Below are 21,246 nucleotides of genomic sequence, written 5' to 3' on the forward strand. Positions count from 1 at the left end.
ATTGTCATGACAGGTTCCAGTCACGCGCACTACGAAGCCATAGCGAGCCGGCTGGTCATGCCTTCGCGTGCACTGATCGGCGGCAGATCGCAATCCGCGACCAAGGGAGAGGTCTTCGAGACGGTCAACCCCGCGACCGGAGAGGTGCTGGCCACTGTTGCTCACTGCAGCGCGGCGGATGTCGACAGCGCTGTGATCGCCGCCCGGCGCAGCGTGCGCGAAGGCGTATGGTCACGCAGCGCACCTGAGTTTCGGAAGGAAATCCTCCTGCGGCTGGCCGATACCATCGCGCAGCATGCAGAGGAACTCGCCGTTCTTGAAAGCCTCGACAGCGGAAAGCCGATCCGGGACTGCCTGAAGGAGATCGGTGAAGAGGTGCCGAACTGCTTTCGCTGGTATGCAGAACTCATCGACAAGAGTTTCGGCAAGGTTGCGCCGACGGGTGAGCATGTTCTGGCCATGATCGTGAAAGAGCCGGTCGGTGTTGTCGGATTGGTGCTGCCCTGGAACTTCCCCTTGCTGATGGCTGCCTGGAAGATGGCGCCCGCGCTTGCCGCCGGGTGTTCTGTAATCGTCAAGCCCGCCGAACAAACGTCACTGTCCGCGTTGAGGCTCGGTGAACTCGCGGTTGAAGCGGGCATACCGGACGGTGTTCTCAGTATCGTGCCGGGGCTTGGAGAAACCACTGGCGCCGCAATCGGGCGTCATCCGGATATCGACGCCGTTTCCTTCACCGGATCGACGGAAATCGGGCGTGTCTTCCTTCGGTATGCGTCGGATTCCAATCTCAAGACTATCGGACTTGAGATGGGCGGAAAAAGCCCGTTCATCGTTCTGGACGATGCGGAAATTTCGGACGATCTCGTCGAAAGCGCAGTGATGTCGGCCTTCTGGAACGGAGGCCAGAACTGTTCTGCGAACATGCGTCAGATTGTATCCGCGAAGGTTCATGATGATTTCCTGCACGCCGTTGTTGAGCGCGCACGCGGAATCGTGATCGGCCATTCGCTTGATCCTGAAACCGAGATGGGACCGCTTGTGTCGGCGGAACACAAGGAAAACGTGTGCCGTTTCCTCGACATCGGCCGCAAGGAGGGGGCTCGGACCGTTCTGGATCTCGCCGATCAGGGTAGGCGGGGCAGCTATCTCGGGCCAACTGTATTTACGGACCTCTCTCCCGACATGCGGATCGCGCGGGAGGAAATTTTCGGGCCCGTTCTGGGTGTCCTGAAGGTCAACGCCCTCGACGAGGCGATCCGGGTGGCGAATGATTCCGACTACGGCCTGCATGCCACCGTCTACACGCGCGACATTGATGCCGCGCTTCATGTTGCCAAACGGCTCGAATGTGGCACGGTAGCCGTCAATGGGTTTACGGAAGGCGATATGAAGACGCCGTTTGGCGGATACAAGCAATCTGGCTCCCTGGCCCGGGACAAGGGAACAGAAGCGCTCGACCAATATCTCCGCAGTAAAACCATATGGATAACGTCAGGTGCCGATCGTCTCGGCTGACAATAACGAGGGAGTGCCGTCATGACCCGCCGTCTTCCGTCAGTCAACGCACTGAAATGCTTCGAGGTCGCGGCGGCACAGATGAGCATTCGCAAGGCGGCGTCGGTTCTGCGCGTCAGTGAGAGTGCGGTAAGCCGGCAGGTGCGGATTCTGGAGCAGCAGTTGAGCGTCACGCTGTTTCACCGCGGGCACAATGGTCTTGAGTTGACTCCGGAGGGCAAAATACTTGCATCCAGTACCAAGGATGCCTTCGATCAGATCGCCAGGACGATCGACAGTTTTCACCGTGATCAGGATGTGGTCGAACTTCGCGTTCTGCCGACGTTTGCGCTGCGCTGGCTATACCCGCGCCTTCGGGAGTTTCAGGAGCAGTATCCTTTCGTAAAGGTGATGATACACACGCGCTGGCATGACATGATCTCCAGCGACAACGACGCGGAGCTTGGCATTCGCTATGGGCTCGGAAACTGGCGGAACGAGGACGTAACCGAACTCTACGCAGAGCAGCTCGTCCCCATCTGCGCCCCGGGCTACATCTCCGGCGGCGAACTCCGCAGTGCGGAAGATTTGCGGGGCAAGACGTTGCTTCATTCCCAGCCAGACCATCAGGATTGGAAAACCTGGGCCGCGGGCTGGAACGGCGGCGTGATCGACACCGACAACGGGCTGGATTTCGATGTGCTCGACATGGCGCTTCGCGCTGCGGAGGCGGGGTTCGGTATCACGGCGAGCGATCTGCTGCTCGCCCACGACGCCATTCGGGATGAACAGCTGATTATGGCTTCACGTCGTGTCGTAGCGAGTGGCACGTCCTACTATCTGGTCCGTCCCGCAAATCTCAACGCGCGCCGCCAGGTCCGACTGCTCTCCGAATGGATCTGCGACGAGATGAGCTCGGCACGGCAGATGCTTGCCGCGTACAGAAACTGAAGGGGATGACTTCCTTGATTGCACGTCGGCTGCCGGCCGCCATGGCGCTTTGTGGCCTTCTTCTGGGCGCATGTACCGCATCGCAGCCATCCGGCACGAAATCGCAAGACATGATGCAGATTCCGCTCACGTCGGATATTCGCGGTACCAACCCTGGCGTTAATCGCGATGCCAATACCGATACCATCATGATGCATGTTCTTGAAGGGCTGGTTGGCTACCGCGAAGACGGCACGCCCGATCTGCTGCTCGCCGATGCCCTCACGGTGTCTCCCGATGGGAAGCGCTACACGTTCCACCTGCGCGAAGGGCTGGTGTTCCACAACGGTCAGCCCGTCACGTCACGCGAGGTCGTTTGGTCGTGGCGTCGGTATCTCGATCCCAAGACCAACTGGACCTGCCTCGCCGATTTCGATGGGACACGCGGCGCGAAGATCGAGTCTGTGGACGCGATCGACCCCCTGACCGTTTCCTTCACGCTTGATCGCCCCCAACCGCTGTTCCTGACCTTGATGGCGGCAATCAGCTGTGGTGGCGGGGCCGTCCTCCATCCGGATTCCGTCGCCGCCGACGGAAGCTGGCGCGAACCGATCAGCACGGGGCCATACCGGATCTCCAGCTGGGTGCGGGGGCGCTACATCGACATGACAGCCTTTGCCGGATATCGGCCTCTGGAAGGTGAACCCGACGGAAATGTGAGAGGCAAAACCCCGTACGAGCGTCATTTGCGCTGGCTGATCATCCGTGATGCATCGTCTCGCCTGGCTGCGCTCGTGAAGGGGCAGGTCGACGTGATGCCGGAGGTGCCCGCCGCGGAGATGCTGCAACTTCGCCGGATGAAGGATATCCGCATCGTCGCAGCGCCGATGCTCGGTTCCTACGGCATTCTCGTTCAGGACCGGAATCCGCTGCTTGCCGATCTCCGGCTTCGGGAAGCGATCGCCTATTCGATTGACCGGCGCACCTTGGCGCGACTGGTTACCGAAGACACCGCGGATGCCAATCCGTCGATTGTCGCCTCGGCAAGTCCCTTTGGCGTGTCCGCCGACACGGCGGAGGCACTGTTCGATCCCGCCCGCGCGAGAGCGTTGCTGAAGGCCGCGGGCTATCGAGGCCAGCCGATCGTTCTCACAACAAACCGGCGCTACCCCGCCATGTTCAATCAGGCGCTCCTCGTCCAGGCGATGGCGCGGCAGGTTGGGCTCAATATCAAGATCGAGGTTCTCGAGTGGGCGACACAGATGGATCGATGGCGCAGTGGTGATTTCCAGCTGCTGTCTTTTGGTTTTTCCGCCAAGGCAGATGCCGCGCAGAGTTATGAGTCCATCCTCGGCGACCGCGACGCTTCCCCGGGAAAAACATGGGGTGACCCCGAAGCCCGGAGGCTTCTGGCTGAAAGCATGATGACGGCGGATATGGCGGAGCGCCGCAAGATATTAAGCAAGCTGCACAGCGAAATGCTGCACGATGTTCCCTTTATCGGCTTGTTCAGTCCAGCGGATACCAACGCCATACGAGATGGCGTGACGGGGTTCCGTTCGTGGCAATTTGGGCGTGCCCGCTTCTGGGGCGTGCGTCGCAATGGGACACCTGCATCATGATACGCTACGCCATCACCAGGCTGGCGCTGGCCTTGCCGACGATCGTCATTGCGCTGTTTCTGATCTTTGCGCTCATCCGGCTCATCCCCGGCGATCCCGCGCAGCTCATTCTGGGCGAGACGGATGATCCGGCGGCGCTCGCGCGCATTCGTGCGGAGCTGGCGCTCGATCAGCCGCTCGCCGTGCAGTTCTATCACTGGGTGACAGCGCTGGGACAGGGGGATTTCGGGAAATCCATTTCGATGGAAAGCCCGGTTCTCGACCTTCTCGTGCCGGCCATGGGTGTAACCGCGTCCCTTGTGATTCCGGCGGTCGTGCTTGCCGCGATCATGGCTGTGCCGCTCGGCATGTTCGCCGCGTGGCGTCAGAACACCCGCACGGACACAGTCGTGGTCGCGCTCGCAACCGTCTCGCTGTCCATTCCAAGCTTCTGGCTGGGGTTGATGCTGCTGCTTCTCTTCGGTGTTCAGCTCGATATTTTCCCCGTGGTTGGATACATCTCGCTGACTGAAGATTTTGCGCAGGGGCTGCATTATCTCGTGCTTCCCGTGCTCACGCTTGCGTTGATCGAGGCCGGTGTGCTGGTGCGTTTGGCGCGCGCCAGCACGATTGAAGTCCTGCAGCTCGAATATGTTGCTCATGCGCGGGCCAAGGGGCTTTCGGAATCGGCTGTCGCCTGCCGGCATGTGCTGCCAAATGTGATCGGGCCGACGTGGATCATGATCGGGCTCGTACTCGGCGGCCTTCTCGGCGGCGCCGTTGTCATCGAGACGGTGTTTTCGTTGCCGGGCCTAGGACGCCTCATGGTCGAAGCCGTGTTCGCGCGTGATTACCCCGTTGTTCAAGGCTGTATGGTGATTGTGATGCTCTGCTATGTCGGCGTCAATTTGATGATCGAGCTTACCGCTCCTGTCGTATGTCCGGCGCTTCGCTATGATTAACTCTACGCGCAGCTGGACGACGATGCTGAAAACCCGCCCGAGCGGCGTCGTGGGAATGGTGGTGCTCGTTCTTGTCGTTTCCGCTGCGATTGCGGGGGCCATAGCCACGCCTTTCGATCCAACGATGGTGGATTTTTCCTCCCGCCTGCTGCCGCCATCCCTGCGGCATTGGCTTGGAACGGATGAGTGGGGACGAGACGTCTTCAGCCGCCTACTGTCCGGCGCGGCGATCACCGTGAGTGTTGCGGGCATGACGACGCTCCTCGTCACAGTTTTCGGCGCGCTGCTGGGCGCCTTCTCCGGCTTTGTCGGGGGCTGGTTCGATCGCGGCATCGTCGCGCTGATGGATGCGTTTCTTGCCTTTCCAGCGCTCGTTCTGGCGATCGCGATGACGACGGTTCTCGCGGGTTCGCCTGTCGCGCCCGTGATCGCGCTTGCCGTTGCCTACATGCCGTACATGGTTCGCGTGGTGCGGGCGAATGTCATGACGATGCGTCAAAGGGATTTTATCGCGGCATCGAAAGTGATGCGTAACAGCGCGGCATTCACGCTTGTTCGGCACATCATGCCGAACACCGTCGCCCCCGTGCTCGTTATGGCGACTTCGCTTTTCGGGTGGGCGTTGCTGGCAGAATCGGCCTTGTCGTTTCTCGGCCTGGGTCTCGCCCCGCCCGCGGCGAGCTGGGGCGGAATGTTGGCGGACAGCCGCAACTACTTCGCCGATGCGCCCTGGCTTGCAATCGCTCCCGGGGTCGCGATTTCAGGCGCCCTGCTCGGCATCAATCTTTTTGGTGATTTCTGCAGGGATTACTTCGATCGGAAGATGAAAGACTGATGAGCCCTTCTTCATCTACGCCCGTGCTTGCCGTTGAAGGCCTCACGATCGCCGCGAAAGGCGGCTCTGCCATTGTCCAGAATTTGGGATTTTCGCTGAAATCCGGGGAAATCGGCGCACTTGTGGGCGAGTCCGGGAGCGGCAAAACCACGGTGGGGCGTGCGATCCTCCGCCTTCTGTCACCGGCTCTGTCCGTTACGGCGGGCTCCATCCGTTTCGAAGGTCATGATCTCGTCCAGGCTGACGCCGGCATCATGCGTAACCTGCGCGGGCGGCGTATCGGCGCGGTCTTTCAGGAGCCGATGGTTTCGCTTAATCCGTCACTGACCGTCGGCCGACAAATGATGGAAGCGCTTTTGCTTCACGAAGCGATCTCCCGGCGAGAGGCGCGTGCGCGATGCCTCGATATGCTGGAAAGGGTGAGGATCAGCGATCCGCTTCGCTGTTTCAATGACTATCCCGGCAAGTTCTCGGGCGGCATGCGCCAGCGCTTCATGCTCGCATCGGTATTGTCGACGCGTCCATCACTGCTTATCGCAGACGAACCGACGACCGCACTGGACGCGATAATCCGCAAGGAAATCATGGATCAAATGGTCGAGCTCGTGCGGGAGCTCGGGACGACAGTGCTTCTCATCAGCCACGATCTGGCGATGCTGTCACAATATTCCGATACAACCACGGTCCTCAAGGGCGGGCAGATCGTCGAACATGGCGATACGCGCGATACTCTGCTCCACCCGCGGACGACCTACATGCGCGAATTCGTTGCTGCACTGCCCAAGCGCCCTGCGAGCAGCTCTGCCGAAACCGCGGAGGACGAGCTTGTCAGCGTCACGAACCTCGACGTGACATTCCGCACTAAACCCACTGCACCGTTCGCGAAAGGCGGTTCGGTTTGGGCCGTTCAAGATGTCAGTTTTGACGTTCGGCGCGGCGAGGTGGTGGCCGTAGTCGGCGAGTCCGGTTCCGGAAAGACGACCTTGGGACGAACGCTTGCAGGCCTCAACTTGGTCACATCCGGCACATTGGATGGACCGTGCTTTATCGACAGTCAGGCCAAAGCGGTGCCTCGCATACAGATGATCTTTCAAGATTCGCACTCTTCCCTCGATCCGCAAATGACGCTCGAGAGCATCGTAGCTGAACCACTAAGGCAGGATCGCAGTCTGACGAACGCGGAACGTCTGGCGCGTGCGCGTGAAGCACTTGAGGAGGTCGGGCTTCCCGCCTCGTTCTGCAAGCGCTACGTACATGAACTCTCGGGAGGACAGCGGCAGCGTGTCGGCATTGCACGCGCGGTGGTCAGCCATCCGGCCCTCGTTGTCGCTGATGAGCCCGTGTCCGCACTTGATGTTTCCGTTCAGCGCCAGGTCCTGAATCTCCTCGCGCAAATGAGGTCAACCTATGGCCTGTCTTACCTCTTCATTTCGCATGATCTCAGCGTTGTGGAGGAAATTGCGGACCGCGTCCTCGTGATGTACCGGGGGCGTCTCGTGGAGGCGGGAACGCGCGAGTCGATTTTCGAGCGACCGCGCCACCCGTACACGCGCCGCCTTCTGGAGGCCACGCCACGCATCTTTCACGCCTCTGACGACACATACGAACTCGCGATTCCATCGACCGAATTTAGCGCCGCCCCCGACGGCTTCATCTACTACGAGCCGGATAGTGCCAATGGCGGCGGGCTCGCACAAATGGTTCAGATTGATCAAGGGCATCAGGTTCTCTGCACCCGGGTCGCAGGTTTGTGCTGAGATCTTCTGTTTTGGAGGCTGGCTTCTATTAATTGAAAACGACGACCCATAAGAACGGCGCTAGGTCTGTTCGGATGGTCCGTGTGAAACGTGGAGTTCTGGTGTGAGCATTGATCTGGATGACAAGGCTGAGCTGTTGAAGCTGTTCGGCGGAACGCTCATGCCGGGCGAAGTCGTGCATGCGCTCCTTCGAAACAGTCGCGTGTTTCCCTATGGAATCGTGTCGCGCGGTTCAGGCGCGCCAAAGATGCTGTCCTATTCGCCGCAGCCATTTCCTGCGATCGCGGTCGAACACGATGGGCGTACGTTCGATATGGCGGACTTTCTTTCGGTAAACCGCGTCGCAGGCCTGCTGATCCTGAAGGACGGTCAGGTCGCTTTCGAACAATACGAGCTCGGGCTTGATGCGGATATGCATTGGGCATCCTGCTCGGTGGCAAAGTCGATTGCATCAACGCTTGTCGGCGCCGCGATGTACGACGGGGCTATCCGCGACCTCGACGCGCCGCTCACCGACTTTATCGAGATCGGCGGGCCGTACGCCGAGGTGTCGCTGCGCCAGCTGCTGCGCATGTGTACCGGCGTTCAGTGGAGCGAGGAGTATGTCGATCCCGGGTCCGAGCGGCGTAAACTTCTCGCTCGTCAGCTTGAATTCAAGCCGAGAGCCGTCGTGGAGCACATGGCCGGCCTGTCCCGGTGCGCACCGCCCGGAGGGTCGTGGGCTTACAACACGGGCGAATCGTACCTTGTCGCGGCCGTTCTTGAGAAGGCAACGGGCCGTCCGCTGACAGAGTATCTTTCCGAAAAGATCTGGTCCCGTCTCGGCATGGAGCAGGATGCCACCTGGTGGCTTGATAGTCCCGGCGGAATGGTTGTTTCCGGCAGCGGCATGGGCGCCACGCTTCGGGATTATGCGCGTTTTGGCCAGTTCGTCCTTGATGACGGCGTGATCGCGGGCGAGCGGGTCGTGCCCGAGGGATGGTTCAAGGAGGCGGGATCGCCGTTCCGTATCGGGGAGAGATTGATCCCCTATGGCTACATGTGGTGGATGCCGGAGCTTCAGGATCCCGAACTCGAAGGAACGTTCCAGGCCGAAGGGATTTACGGTCAGTATATTCATCTCAACCCTCGTGAGCGCCTTGTCATCGTCCTGCTAAGCGCGCGTTCGAAGCCCAACTATCGCTTGCGTTTCGAATTGAACGACGATGCTTTTTTTGCCGCAGTGGCGCGGGCGCTCAAATGACCGGCGGAAAGCGGGTCTGAGGAGAAGCTGGTGCGTCCGCTTGAGAACGTCCTTGTGGTCAGTCTGGAACAGGCGATCGCCGCACCCTTCTGCACGCGGCAGCTCGCGGATCTTGGCGCGCGTATCATCAAGATCGAACGGCCGGGTGGCGGCGATTTCGCGCGAGGATATGACGAACGGGCACGGGGAATGTCATCGCACTTCGTATGGGTCAATCGTTCCAAGGAAAGCGTGACACTGGATCTGAAGATCGCGGGCGACCTGCAGGCGCTACGCGGATTGCTGTGCCGGGCCGATGTCTTTGTTCAGAATCTCGCTCCTGGCGTAACAAGCCGCCTTGGCCTTGACCATGGCACGCTTGCGGCGAGGAATCCGGGGCTTATCGTGTGTGATATCTCTGGCTATGGCGAGGGTGGACCTGATGAGCAGCGCAAGGCCTATGATCTGTTGATCCAGGCTGAATCCGGTTTCCTCTCGTTGACGGGAACCGGGTCCGAGCCCTGCAAGGCTGGAATATCCATAGCCGATATCGCAGCGGGAATGTATGCTTACAGCAATATTCTGAGCGCGCTTCTGGAGCGTCAGAAGACGGGGCGGGGGCGACGGGTCGACATATCGATGCTGGAAGCCATGGCAGAGTGGATGAGCTTTCCGCTTTACTACGCCCTCGATGGCGCTTCCCCACCGGCGCGGTCAGGTGCCGACCATGCCACGATCTTTCCGTATGGCCGGTTTGCCGTGGCCGACGGTGAGATCGTGCTCGCTGTGCAGAACGATTGGGAATGGGCGGCGCTTTGCACGAAGGTCCTGCGTCAGGCGGCACTTGAAAAGGATCCTCGATTCAAAACTAATTCCCTACGGGTGATGAACCGTGCCGCGTTGAAAGCGATTATCTCTGGCACTGTCGGCAGCCTTTCTCTTGAAGAGGTTGAACGTCGGCTCGCGGAGGCGCGAATTGCCTATGCGCCTATCAACACGATGACGGATTTGTGGGAACATCGGCAACTGAAAGCCAGAGGCCGATGGCGGCAGCTCGAAACGCCGGTCGGAATGTTGCCGTGCCTCCTCGCTCCCGGGCAGGTGGATATGCACATTTCGTCAGTGCCCGAAAAGGGCGCGCACACTTCAGCTGTTCTTCAAGAGTTCGGATTGGGGCCTTTCGGCGTATAGAGGCGTGCCAGTAATGATGCCGAAGGCCTGGACACCGGAACGATCTGGCGTTCCGCGCAGCGATGGATGTGTTCTGTATCGGCGGCTTGTCGATAAGGCTGGGTGATCTGGTTTGGCGGCGTTCTGACGCTCGGCCTCGCTTTCCTCCGGCGCTATCTGAAGGACAGCCGCAAAAATTCCGACAGTCGGAAGCCTGCAATTATCGACTCTTGGCGCGGAATCTCCTAAAGCAAGGAACGCCAGCTTTGCCGAGCGACCACCCCGATCACGTGCCTGCCCCGGCGGCTGAGGGGCCGGAGATAATCATCAACGATGGGGCGGAAACTTTCGCCTTTTCGCGGCATCGCGTCGAACCGGACTGCTAATCCGCTCTATATCTATCCGTTTAGCGACTGGAGAAGGACGCTTGTGGTTGCTCAGGTATTGTAAACGCCGCAGAAAAAACGGCCACTCTCTCCGTTTCAATCAACGAAATAATGATGGGGCATGATCGGGGGCGTTTGTAGTCTAATAGAAATGAAACCATTGTATTTACAGATATAAATTCCCCAAGTAACCTTCCTCCCGCTCCGCCACGAACCCCTCCTTAAGGGGTTCGCAGAAATCGATCGAGATTGTCGATTGTTTGCCGAAATCAAACGCTTGACGGATCAAGTCGTCCACGCTCGTTCGGAGGTCTCCAGCTATTTAACGATAAACATCACTTCGATGCGGACAATACCAGGTGGCCCGGCGCGACCTCCGTCACTTCCACACCCGTCATGATGTGCAGTGCCTCCACGAAGCCTTCGACTTCGCCAGCCTTGAAGTAACCCGCTATGGGCATGGCGCGAAGTTCATCGCCGCGAACTTCGATGTCGACGTCCGAATAGCGGCCGACCTCATCTACAACATCCGAGAGCGGCTCCCCAGCGAAGGCGAGCATTCCGACGCGCCACGACAGCTTTCGATCGATCTCGGTAGGTGTCACATGCTCCAGGATTTCGACGTGTTCGGCCGAAAAGACTGCGCTCTGGCCTGCTGTCAGTTCCATGACCGTGCGGGCCGGTGAGCTGGCGCTTTGCGTTCCGGCGCGCGGTTTCGCTGCGGAGAGGGCCACGCGCCCTTCAGAGACCATGACGTCGAGCTTATTGGCCTTGTTGAGGCGCACAGAGAAAGCCGTTCCCACTGCTCTCACGATGCCGCTTCCAGCATAGACGGAGAACGGCCTCGATGTGTCGTGCGCGACTTCGAAAAACGCTTCCCCGCGCAGGAGCTTTACGCGCCGCTCCTTTTCCGTGAATTCTGTGGCGATGCGGCTGTCCGTGTTCAGGGTCAGCTTCGAACCGTCCGGCAAGGTGACAATTTCCTGCCCGCCGACACTCGTCTGATACGCCGCAACAAAGCGGGGAGGGCGGGTCTCGAGAACATCGCGATTGAGGAGCGCGCCAATGGCCACAACAGCGAGCAGGACCGCAGCCAGTGCCGGCAGCGCCACCGCCACGCGGCGCAGGAACGACGGCTTTACGGGCGCGTCTTCCGTCGAGGCATAGGCGTTCAGGCCTTCCAGCCTGTCAAGACCATCCCAGAGCCCGGCAAAACGTTCGAAAGCATCGTGATTTTGTTCGCTTTCGCCGCGCCACCGGGCGAACGCCGCGTGGTCTGCCGGCGTCATTTCGCCGCCTTCAAGGCGCGCAGCCCACTCGGCAGCTTCCGCCTCGCTCTTCTTCGGATCGGGAAGAAGATAGATGTTCCCTGCGTCAGTCATTGGCTTTGCGCGCCATTTCGGTTCCCGCAGTCGTCATTTTCAGGATCGCACCCGTGCTTGCTTTGCGCAGGGCGCCTCCGCTGAATTCCGCCGGGTCATAGCCTTGATTGCGCAGATAGGCGTTGCACGCGATCAATGCCGCAGCCACGCGCTTTTCAACCGTGCTGACCGAAACGTCCAATTTCGCCGCAATCTGCTTGAACTTCAGTTTATCGACCTTGCACATCCAAAGCGCTTGCCGCAGTTCCGGTTTCAGGCTGGCAATAGCCTGAGACAGGATGAACAGTTTGAGGCGCCCGTCGACCTGGTCCTCGACAGTGCCATGGCGCTCGTCGACGAGGGCTTCGGAGCCTTTTGAATCCTCGAAAAATTCCGTCGCGCTGTTTTCCTTCTTCGTTGCCTCGCTGATCGCCAGGTTTTTGGCAACGCGGATGAGGAAGGCCTTGAGGTTTCCGATGTCTTGCTTCTCGCTGGCAACGAAGGTGCGCAGGAAGACCTCTTGCACCAGATCGTCCACGTCGTCTCCCCGACGGCGATAGCGGGAGACGACGCGCCGAAGCGTCACCTCGCACTCGATAAAGGTGTTCAGCAAACTCGACATCGGTACTTTCCGAAACGGCCGAGGGCGCACGGCGATGCGGATGCTAGCACGTAGCGGCAGGGCAGGCCAGAATCCATCACGCTGCCTCGGTTTTCTCTGCCTGCCGCCATTCGGGTATCTAAGCCCCCATGCTCGCTTCGTAAACGCGCATCCAGTTCTCGCCCATGACCTTGTCGATGTCGGGCCTGCTCCAGCCACGCCGCTCCATCTCGGAGCGGACGGTCGGCAGCTTTGAAATGTCTTCGAAGCCCTGCGCATATTGGATCGGGTCCTGAAGATAGGTCATTTCCGGCGGAAATGCGAAGGACTCCTCCGGATTTATGGAAGACGTCGCGCCGGTCGTGAAATCGCCGCCAATGCCGATGTGGTCTACGCCGACGAGCCTCTTCAGATAGTCGAGTTCGTCTACATAACGCTTGATGTCTGCGCGGTGCTGCGGCTCCTTGCGCTTGCCGACATCATCGCGGCTCCAGCTCATGAAGGGATCGATCGCGCTGACACCGAAAAGGCCACCGGTCTTCGCGATGCCTTCAATAACCCGGTCCGATGTGTTGCGCGGATTGGCGTTGAGCGCGGCGATGTTCGAATGCGTACACACAACCGGCCGCTCCGCCATCGCAATGATGTCGAGGCTGGAGCGCTCGCCTGTATGACCGCCGACATCCACCAGAATGCCGAGCGACTGCATCTGTGAGACAATGGCTCGGCCGGCCTTGGTGAGGCCGACATGCGGATCGAGGCAGCCGCCGGCGAAGGCGTTGGTCAGATTGTAGATGAGACCGCAAACACGAAGGCCGAGATCGTAGAAAAGCCGCATCGTCGTCTTCGGCGGTTTCGACCACCAGTCGCTTTCACCCTTCATGACGAATAGATCGGCTTCCTGCCAACCGATGGTAAGGGAAATCCTGCCCTCGCGCTTGATGCGCCTGATATCGGCGGCTGATTTGGCGATCTCCACCTGCGCGGCGTTCCGCGCCGCGAACTCGAGCAGTTGCGACATCTGGAGGAGCGTGGGCAACATGCTGACGTTCCAGCAATCGACGCCGCCTTTTCGGAGCAGTTCAAGGTATTCGGTGGTCGGCGCAGCCGGGCTGCATCCATCCACGACGATCGGACCAACTGCGGAAGGCTCGTCGGCCACGGCACGGCTTGCAGCCGTACTTGTCGCGGCGGCAAGAAGGCTTCCCCCGGTGAGTTTCATCAGCCCGCGGCGGTTCATTTCGGATCCCATCAGAAAGCCTCCCTGTTCAAACCTAGTTCACCGCCTGTGCAAAAGGCACGGGTGGCTCCTGTTCCTGCAAATGCCGAACGAAGAAGCTTGCGAGCCGCCGTGCGGCGTAAGGATGATATCCCACGTCATGGGCCGCGTTCGGCACGAGCACGAAGTCGAACTCCTTGCCGGCCTCGATCAGCGCATTCGAAAACGCAACCGTTTGATTGAACGGCACGTTCTGATCGATTTCGCCTGCGATCAGCATCAGCTTGCCTTCCAGCCGCTTCGCCAGATGCAGATTGCCGACGCGGGCGTAAACATCATCCTCGCCATCCCCCGGAACGCCGAAGAAACGCTCTACCGAGATCGACGAGATCATGGTCCGATAATCGTGCGGGCCCGCGATCGAGACGGCGGCCTTGTAAAAATCCGGGAACAGCAGAATAGCGCGTGCCGAGGCGTAGCCGCCGAACGAAATACCGGTGATGCCGACGCGCTCCAGAGCCATGTAAGGCCGCGTTTGGGCAGCCGATTTGATTCCGGCGACATGATCGGCAAGGGCAAACGAATCTTCGTCTTTCATCGGGGCCATATGAAAGGCTCTCGATCGTCGCGGTGTGCCGCGCCCGTCCTGAATGACGATGATGAAACCGAGTTCCGCAAGCGACTGCATGTAGGCGCCACGCGCGCCAAGCGCATCCGTGAAACTCTGCGGCGCAAACGATACTTGTGGGCCCGCGTAGATCTGTTCGATCACGGGATAGCGCCTGGCCTTGTCGAAATTCGTGGGCTTCAGGAGAACGCCATGAATGTCATATGCTCCGTCGGCACTTTTCGCGACCAGCCGCTCCGGCGGCGACCACCCGGTCGCAAGCAACGCGCTTGCGTCCGCATCGACAAGATCGAAAATGCGCGCGCCGTCTGCCGCACGCACGACAGTGCGCGGCGGTTCCGAAACTGTCGAGAAGGTGTCGACGAAATAGCGGCCGCTGGGTGAAAAGCGGCGCATCGGCGTGTCGTAATGACCGTTGAGGCCGCGTTCCGGGAAGTTCGTATAGGCATGGTCAGCATTTTCGGGAGTCAGCAGTTTCAGCCCGCTTCCATCGAGATTGACGCGATAGAGATGACGATAATAGGGATTGCGGCCTTGTTCTTTTCCACCGCCCGTGAAGTAGACGACGCCGGCGGCTTCATCGATGCGCACAATATCGAAGACCGCCCAGTCGCCCTTGGTCACGGCGTTCTTGAGAGCGCCCGTCCTTGCATCGTAGCGATAGAGATGCCCCCAACCACTACGCTCTGACCACCATAGAATTTCATCGCGATTTGCCAGCAGGCGCACGTTCGGCACGTGATAGTCGAAGGGGTTGAGATTGAGGAACTGATCGTCGCGTTCTTCAAGAACGGTCCGTGCCTTGCCGGTTTCCAGATCGACGGCAACGAGGCCGAGAGCACGCGAATCGCGCGTCGATGTCACAAGATAGAGTTCGCCGCTCTCCATATCCCAACCGGGCTCCCCAACGATCGCCCAGTACGGTGCGTAGTCATTGAAGCCGAAAGCGCCGCCATCGACCTCGACAACGCGGCCGCTTTTCCGGTCGATGAGCGAAAGCGTGTAAGGTGCCTTGGGGGCATCCGCGGCCGTCGGCATCGCAATCTGGTGCGCAATGGGCCGCGGCGAATCCGGCGGGAGATATTCGACGACATAAGGCGCAGACTTTACACCTCGGTAGTCCGTGCGAACTGCAAGAATATAGCGCCCGTCAGGAGACCAGGTTGCACCGGGGTAGGTGGGCGGTTCCGTACCGCGGCGTTCCTCGATATAGGTCGTTCGAAAGGCGGTGTACTGGTAAGGAAACTCCGCTGTCCCGTCGGTCGTCAGCGATCGTTCTCTACCGCCAGAGGTTTCCCGCACCCACAGGTTGTGATCGCGTACGAAAACCGCGTGCGCGCCGTCCGGTGAGAGAGCGGCGGCTGGATCGGGTGGTGTTTCCACCTTCATGTTGCAAAAACTGGCATCGCGGCTGCACTCGAATGTCTTTTCGCCTGCGGCGAAGACGATCCGTTTCAGGCCATCCGAATAGCGGAATGACGTGAAAGGGAGTTTCTGTGCCGAAATCGTCTTGCCGAGCTCGAGCGAAAGCATCCGCGCGATCTCTTCATGGTTGAACGAGGGTGCGGCTTCTCCGGTCGCGGTGTTCACGGTTTCGAAGTGAAATCCGCCGCTCAGGTCGCGGCGATACCAGAATTGATCGGTTTCCCCGATCCAGTTTGGAACCGGCGCGGCATTGAGCACGAGGCCGCGAACGGCATCGGGATAAAAGCGTGCTGCACGCTCGAAATCAGCGCGCGTCAGGCCCGGCGTCGCCTCACCAACTCCGAGCTGGTTGATGCTTCCGCAGGAGTTGGACAGCAGGACCAGCGCCCCGATCAACACCCGCCGCACATACGCCTTCAGCATAGCACTCTTCCCAAGCAAGAGCGGCGGCGCCCGCGTGAGCGCCGCCGTCCCCTGTGCAGTATCAGTAGCGAACGGTGAACGTCAGTCCGGTCGTCCGCGGCCTGTTGATGAAGGCCGACGACAGATTGCCATCGAGCACGCCGTCAACCAATGTTGCCGCGCTCGTCGGGATGGTGGTCGCCTGCAGCTCCAGGTCGTTGAAAACGTTGTTCATGTACGCGGTCAGCGACCAACGTTCCGTTTCAAGACCCACGCGAAGGTTCAGCATCTCCATGCTTCCGAGTCTTCCCGAGGGGAAGTTCTGCGGGAAGGTTTCGCGCTCGCCGATATACTGGAACGCGACCTGTCCGGTCAGCTCGATATCGCCCACGCCGAGCGGGTAATTGAAATCCGCGCCGGTCGAGAACGAAACCTTGGGCACGTTCGGCGGGCGGTTGCCCTTGGCGAGATCCTGGAAGTCGGCAGGGGCGCCGGCGATCGAAAAGACCGTCATGCCCTTGGTGTATTCCGCTTCCGTATAGTTGCCGCTGAAGAACAGCGAAACGTTCGGATTCACCTTGTAAAGGCTTTCGATCTCAAGGCCGTAGATTCGCAGCTGCGGCCCGTTCGCCGTAAGCGCGCCCGGATTGCTGATGCCGATCTGCGGCGTATCGAAATCGGAATAGAAGCCGGCGACATTGAAGGTGAGGTCGCCATCCATCCACCGCGACTTGAGACCGATTTCGCCCGTCACGATATCATCGGAGCCATAGGTCAGGGCATCTTCGAATTCCGGCGAGCCGACCGGGCCGAAGCCCATCGCCGAAAATGGGCTGTTCAGGCCGCCGTTGCGGACACCGCGTGCGATCGTGCCGTAAAGCATCGCATCGTCGGACATATCATATTCGAAGCCGGCACGTGGCAGGAACGTGTTGAGCTTGAAATCGAAGCTGACACCGGGGCCGCCCGGCGCCGTCAGCGCTTCCACATCATTCGGCACCGGGAAATAGATCGGCGCAAAAATGTCGTCCGGATCGGTGAAGATCGGCGAGAAAATGCCGATCACATACGATTCGACGAGCGTGGACGTAACCTTTTCGTTGACGTAGCGCGCACCGGCGAAAATGCGGAAACGGTCGCTGACTTCATAATTGAATTCCGCAAAGGCCGAGAACTGGCGCGTATCGACGCGCGTGGTGCTCCGCTCGATCTCCGTCGTTCCGCTGTCCGTGATGTTCGCGTATCCGGGGCCGGCGACGAGCGCCGTGTCGGTTGCTTCGGTGTCCTGATAGAAGGCGCCCGCAACGAAGTTCAGCGGCGATTCGAAGTCCGAAACGAAACGGAATTCCTGCGAAACGCTCTTTTCCTTGCCGCGCGTCTGCGCAATCGCCGTGAGGTCGGACGACAGCAGATTGCTTGCCGTATCGAAGGGCGGGAAGGCGTTGAAGAAGCCTTCGAAGCCATATGTGTACGCCGAGCTGAAAGTCTCGGCCTGGCGCTTGCGCTTGTAGAGGCCGGTGATCGATTCGATCGTGATCGGCCCGCCGTTCCAGGAAACCTTGCCGCTGTAGAGTTCGAAATCATCTTGGCCGAGGCCGTCGATGAGGCTGAGCGACGGCGCGATCAGGTCTTCGGTTCCAACGGAATTGCCGATCGTCGTCGGTTCGATGAAGTTGAGTTCGCCGATATCGTCGCGTCCGAAATGCGCCGCGAGACGGATGCTCAGATCCTCCGTCGGCTTGAAAAGAACGATGGCGCGCCCTCCGTAGGACTCGAAATCATTCATGTCCTTCTTGCCGAGGCCGATGTTGTCGATGTAGCCGTCGTCCTTGCGATAGAAGCCGACCAGGCGCACACCGAGCTTGCCCGGTACCAGAACGAAGCTCGTCGCATTGTCCACGCGATAGTTGAAGCCGCCGTGGTTCGTGGCGCTGAGGCCATTGCTCCACATGCCCTCGATCACCTTGCCGCTGTCGAGGTCCGGGTCGGCAGAGAAATAGCGGATCGCGCCGCCCATTGCGCCTTCGCCGAAATAGGTCGGCTGCGGGCCGCGGAGGACCTCCACCCGGTCAAAATCGAAGAAGTTGAAGTCGCGCTGCGAAGCGGATGCCGATGCAACCGGAATATCGTCCACGAGGATGGAAACGAGCGGCTGCAGCTGATTGCCCGAAACCTGGGTGCTGTTCGTTACGCCGCGAATGTTGATTTCATTCGTGTTCGGGCCGCGATCCAGAAGCTCTACGCCGGCAACCCGGTTCGAGAGGTCTTCAAAGTCCACGATGCCGGAACGGCGAAGCTCCCGGCCATCGAGCGCCGCGACGCTGCCGCCGATGTTCTGAATGGATTCCTGGCGGAAGCGCGCCGTTACGACGATCTCCTCGCGGTCGTTGTTTTGCACGGCGACATCCTGTGCCGCTGCCCCGTTTGCACCGAATATGAACGTCGAAATTCCCGCGAAGAGCGACGCTTTCAATCCCCTGCCTGCCACTTTCATCTCCCTGCCTTCACCTGTTGGTTTCGGGGTGATGACGATCACCCCTTTCTTGGTGAGGCGGGCGGAATATCCTGTGCGCTGAAGCAAAATTGCGAGCGCTTCATCGACCGTGTGCCGTCCACGAACGCGCGGAGCGTCCGGGACATCGGCCAGATCTGGAGGGTAGAGAAGCTGTGCGCCGGTAAGATTTACCAACGACGACAGCGCCTCCCCGAGAGTCTCCTCTTCGATACGAAGATCGTAGGAGCCCGCCGGCAAAGCCTGAGCATTCGCGGCAACGACCACGGAGGCGGCAAAAGCGCCGCCAAGCGTGAGTTGCCAACGCAAACTCAACCTCTCCCATTTCTGGCCGGGCATAACGGCGCGTATCGGATCTTCACACCAGCCCTGTAGACGAAGACTGGCGAGGCGGGAAAACCCGTAAAATTTTCTTCAAAGAAACGTCGCACTTCAAATTCCTTGCAAGCCGCGCACGGCTCCAGCCCGGCATAACCCGCTTCTTGGCCGGCGCATAGGTTTCAACATATATCATTGTATTTTCAGCATTTTACTCTCTACCGCGTGAGTGGCCGTAAAATCCGCCAATACGTCTACGACGGCTTTCACGCCGGTCCGTATCGGGTCGAAGCAGGCAAGACCTGTCTCTTCCGCCGTGCGAATGATCATTTCGAACGCTTCGCTTTCCGACATTGCAGACGTGTTCAGGGATATGCCGACGAAGCGCGCGGCAGGGTTGGCGGCGCGCGCAAGCGGAAGGTAGGCCTCCATGGCCTCCTGAAGCGTCGGGCATCGGACGTGGGGAAAATCGTTCAGCCTATCCCGCAGCGGATCGTCACATAGAACAAGCGCATCGGGCTGCGAACCGTAGAGCAGCCCGAGCGTGACCGGCGCATAGGCGGGATGCAGGATCGCGCCCTGTCCCTCGATGACATCCCAGTGATCCGGTTCGTTTTCGGGGGACAGCATCTCTGCGGTACCCGAAATAAAGTCGCCAACCACGGCATCAATCGCGATTCCGCCTCCGGCGATGAGAATGCCGGTTTGTCCCGTCGCGCGGAAATCGGCCTTCAGTCCGCGCGCCTTCATTTCCTTCGCGATCGCCATCGCGGTATATTTCTTCCCGAGCGCGCAGTCCGTGCCGACCGTCAGCAAACGCAGCCCTCTACGCGGCTTGCCGTTGCCCACGGGCAAGGCGAGCGTGTTGTGGCGCACATCGTGGAGCGTGCGCCCGAGCGTTGCGGCCAAATCCGCGATTTCCGGAATATCCTTCAAACGGCTGTGAAGGCCGGATGCGATATCGAGGCCCGCCCGAAGCACATCCTGCAAGACCGGCACCCAGTGCGCGGGAAGAACACCGCCTTGCGGCGCAATGCCGATCACGGCGGTTTTCACGCCTTCAGCCGCTGCCTGCTGCGCCGTCATCGAAGGTAGGCCGAGGTCGACCGCGTCCTCTGCGAACGTGAGCTGGCCCAGGCAATCGGCGCGCGCCCAATCCCGCAAGCCGAAGGCGGTCTTCGCGTTGCGGGGGTTCGTCATGTCGCCGATGACGAGGAGAAACGGTTTCTTGATCGTCAGCATAGTCCCTGTAAAAATCCATTTTTTGCCTGTGTGCAGGCGCGGCGAAGAGCCGGCACCGAACCAGTGCGTTGTGATGGGACCGTGGGTTTGACTCGTCGCTGCAGGCAAGACAAACCAGTAGTCCTAACGCGAGGGCGAGCGCTGCTAAACCATGTTCCTGAATTCACAGACGCTTGCCTCGCTTCGCTTCTTCGAAGCTGCCGCACGCAAGCTGAGCTTCCGGAAAGCGGCGGCAGAGCTCCACGTAACCGACGGCGCCGTCAGTCAGCAGATCAAGCATCTTGAAGAGGCGCTGGGGCAGAAACTCTTTCTCCGTTTGCCCCGGCGTATCGCGCTTACGGAGGCAGGCGAACGCTTCGCGGCCACAGTGCGGAAAGCGCTCGCGGAAATCGAAGACGAAGCGCGCGCCATCAGTGTTGGCGACACGAGAACGGAAATCCGTGTCCGCGTGAATCCATCGTTTGCGCTGCGCTGGTTGATGCCGCGCGTCGGCGATTTTTATGCGCAACACCCCGGCAGCAAGCTCTTCATGATCGGCGAGTACGGCGATATCGATTTGTCCGAGCGCGATTTCGATATCACGATCGAACAGGCCGTGCATCCGCTCACTGGCCTGCATTCGGAAAGGCTGTTTGACGAATACATCACCCCGGTTTGCACGCCGGCCTATCTGCAAGGCCATCCTCTCAATACGCCCGGCGGCCTGGCTATGTGCACGCTCCTGCACGACGCACATGCCTGGAGCGGGAGCGCGAACGATGCGGAATGGCAGGTGTGGCTTCAGGAGGTGGGCGTCCTGCAAATCCCGGCGTCGCAAGGCCGCTTCTTCAGTCTTGCCGACATGGCAATCCAGGCGGCGCTCAACGATCAAGGGGTCGCCATGGGCCGAACCGCATTGGTCGGCGACTTGCTGAAAGCAGGCGCCCTTGTCGCGCCCTTCGCCCTGAAAGTGAAAAGCCCCGCATCCTACTGGCTTGCTTTCCCCAGCGCGTATTCGGAAACGCCGGCTATCGAGATTGTCGGAAACTGGCTCAGGTCCGAGGTGAAGCGTTTCCTCGCCCAATCGCCTTTCTGAAAGCGGTCGAGTATATGCAGTTTACTGCCTTGTCTAAATTCACATACAGTACAGTTATGTATTGACATGAGGACGCCCATCGCCCTTTCTGCGCGGCTCACGGCAG

The 21,246-nt window shown here is 59.9% G+C and carries 15 protein-coding genes; 9 read left to right on the top strand and 6 right to left on the bottom strand.

Annotation, left to right across the window (positions count from 1 at the left end):
* Positions 1-6: 6 nt before the first annotated feature.
* The 8 genes from ACE3TJ_RS15390 (at position 7) to ACE3TJ_RS15425 (ending at position 9,992) form a co-directional block, all read left to right on the top strand.
* Positions 7-1,515 carry an aldehyde dehydrogenase gene (locus tag ACE3TJ_RS15390; RefSeq protein WP_374597667.1) on the top strand — a complete coding sequence of 503 codons (1,509 nt, stop codon included), beginning with the start codon at positions 7-9 and terminating at the stop codon, positions 1,513-1,515.
* A gap of 21 nt (positions 1,516-1,536) precedes the next feature.
* Complete coding sequence (locus ACE3TJ_RS15395; protein WP_126494590.1) at positions 1,537-2,445, top strand: LysR substrate-binding domain-containing protein; 909 nt, start codon at positions 1,537-1,539, stop codon at positions 2,443-2,445.
* 14 nt (positions 2,446-2,459) lie between these two features.
* Complete coding sequence (locus ACE3TJ_RS15400; RefSeq protein ID WP_374597669.1) at positions 2,460-4,046, top strand: ABC transporter substrate-binding protein; 1,587 nt, start codon at positions 2,460-2,462, stop codon at positions 4,044-4,046.
* Positions 4,043-4,987: an ABC transporter permease gene (locus tag ACE3TJ_RS15405; RefSeq protein WP_374597671.1), complete on the top strand. Its 945-nt coding sequence runs from the start codon at positions 4,043-4,045 to the stop codon at positions 4,985-4,987. Before ACE3TJ_RS15400 ends, ACE3TJ_RS15405 begins: the two co-directional genes overlap by 4 nt.
* Entirely contained in the window at positions 4,980-5,822 is an 843-nt protein-coding gene (locus ACE3TJ_RS15410; protein ID WP_374597673.1) for an ABC transporter permease, read from the top strand. Before ACE3TJ_RS15405 ends, ACE3TJ_RS15410 begins: the two co-directional genes overlap by 8 nt.
* Positions 5,822-7,579: a dipeptide ABC transporter ATP-binding protein gene (locus tag ACE3TJ_RS15415; RefSeq protein ID WP_374597675.1), complete on the top strand. Its 1,758-nt coding sequence runs from the start codon at positions 5,822-5,824 to the stop codon at positions 7,577-7,579. Before ACE3TJ_RS15410 ends, ACE3TJ_RS15415 begins: the two co-directional genes overlap by 1 nt.
* 103 nt (positions 7,580-7,682) lie before the next feature.
* Positions 7,683-8,822, top strand: a complete 1,140-nt coding sequence (locus tag ACE3TJ_RS15420) for a serine hydrolase domain-containing protein (RefSeq protein WP_374597677.1) — start codon at positions 7,683-7,685, stop codon at positions 8,820-8,822.
* A 30-nt stretch (positions 8,823-8,852) separates the two neighbouring features.
* The gene (locus ACE3TJ_RS15425; RefSeq protein WP_374597679.1) at positions 8,853-9,992 is read left to right on the top strand and encodes a CaiB/BaiF CoA transferase family protein; all 1,140 of its coding nucleotides are present in this window, start codon (positions 8,853-8,855) and stop codon (positions 9,990-9,992) included.
* 700 nt (positions 9,993-10,692) lie between these two features.
* Here the strand turns inward: ACE3TJ_RS15425 and ACE3TJ_RS15430 are convergent.
* The 6 genes from ACE3TJ_RS15430 to ACE3TJ_RS15455 form a co-directional block, all read right to left on the bottom strand.
* Positions 10,693-11,739, bottom strand: a complete 1,047-nt coding sequence (locus ACE3TJ_RS15430; RefSeq protein ID WP_374597681.1) for a FecR domain-containing protein — start codon at positions 11,737-11,739, stop codon at positions 10,693-10,695.
* Positions 11,732-12,340: an RNA polymerase sigma factor gene (locus tag ACE3TJ_RS15435; protein WP_374597683.1), complete on the bottom strand. Its 609-nt coding sequence runs from the start codon at positions 12,338-12,340 to the stop codon at positions 11,732-11,734. Before ACE3TJ_RS15435 ends, ACE3TJ_RS15430 begins: the two co-directional genes overlap by 8 nt.
* Before the next feature lie 118 nt (positions 12,341-12,458).
* A complete protein-coding gene (locus tag ACE3TJ_RS15440) occupies positions 12,459-13,571 on the bottom strand; it encodes a dipeptidase (protein ID WP_374597685.1) in 1,113 nt (370 codons plus the stop codon).
* A 22-nt stretch (positions 13,572-13,593) separates the two neighbouring features.
* Entirely contained in the window at positions 13,594-16,014 is a 2,421-nt protein-coding gene (locus tag ACE3TJ_RS15445) for a DPP IV N-terminal domain-containing protein (RefSeq protein WP_374597687.1), read from the bottom strand.
* A gap of 61 nt (positions 16,015-16,075) precedes the next feature.
* Complete coding sequence (locus ACE3TJ_RS15450; RefSeq protein ID WP_374597689.1) at positions 16,076-18,814, bottom strand: TonB-dependent receptor domain-containing protein; 2,739 nt, start codon at positions 18,812-18,814, stop codon at positions 16,076-16,078.
* Positions 18,815-19,015: 201 nt separating this feature from the next.
* Positions 19,016-20,065 (bottom strand): DUF1611 domain-containing protein, encoded by a 1,050-nt coding sequence (locus ACE3TJ_RS15455; RefSeq protein WP_374597691.1) that lies wholly within the window; start codon positions 20,063-20,065, stop codon positions 19,016-19,018.
* Between the two features lie 151 nt (positions 20,066-20,216).
* On the opposite strand from ACE3TJ_RS15455, the gene ACE3TJ_RS15460 reads away from it, so the two are divergent.
* The gene (locus ACE3TJ_RS15460; protein ID WP_374597693.1) at positions 20,217-21,140 is read left to right on the top strand and encodes a LysR substrate-binding domain-containing protein; all 924 of its coding nucleotides are present in this window, start codon (positions 20,217-20,219) and stop codon (positions 21,138-21,140) included.
* Positions 21,141-21,246: the final 106 nt, after the last annotated feature.

Origin of the sequence: Sphingosinicella sp. (genome assembly GCF_041916975.1) — a bacterium.
Taxonomy (GTDB): Bacteria; Pseudomonadota; Alphaproteobacteria; order Sphingomonadales; family Sphingomonadaceae; genus Sphingosinicella.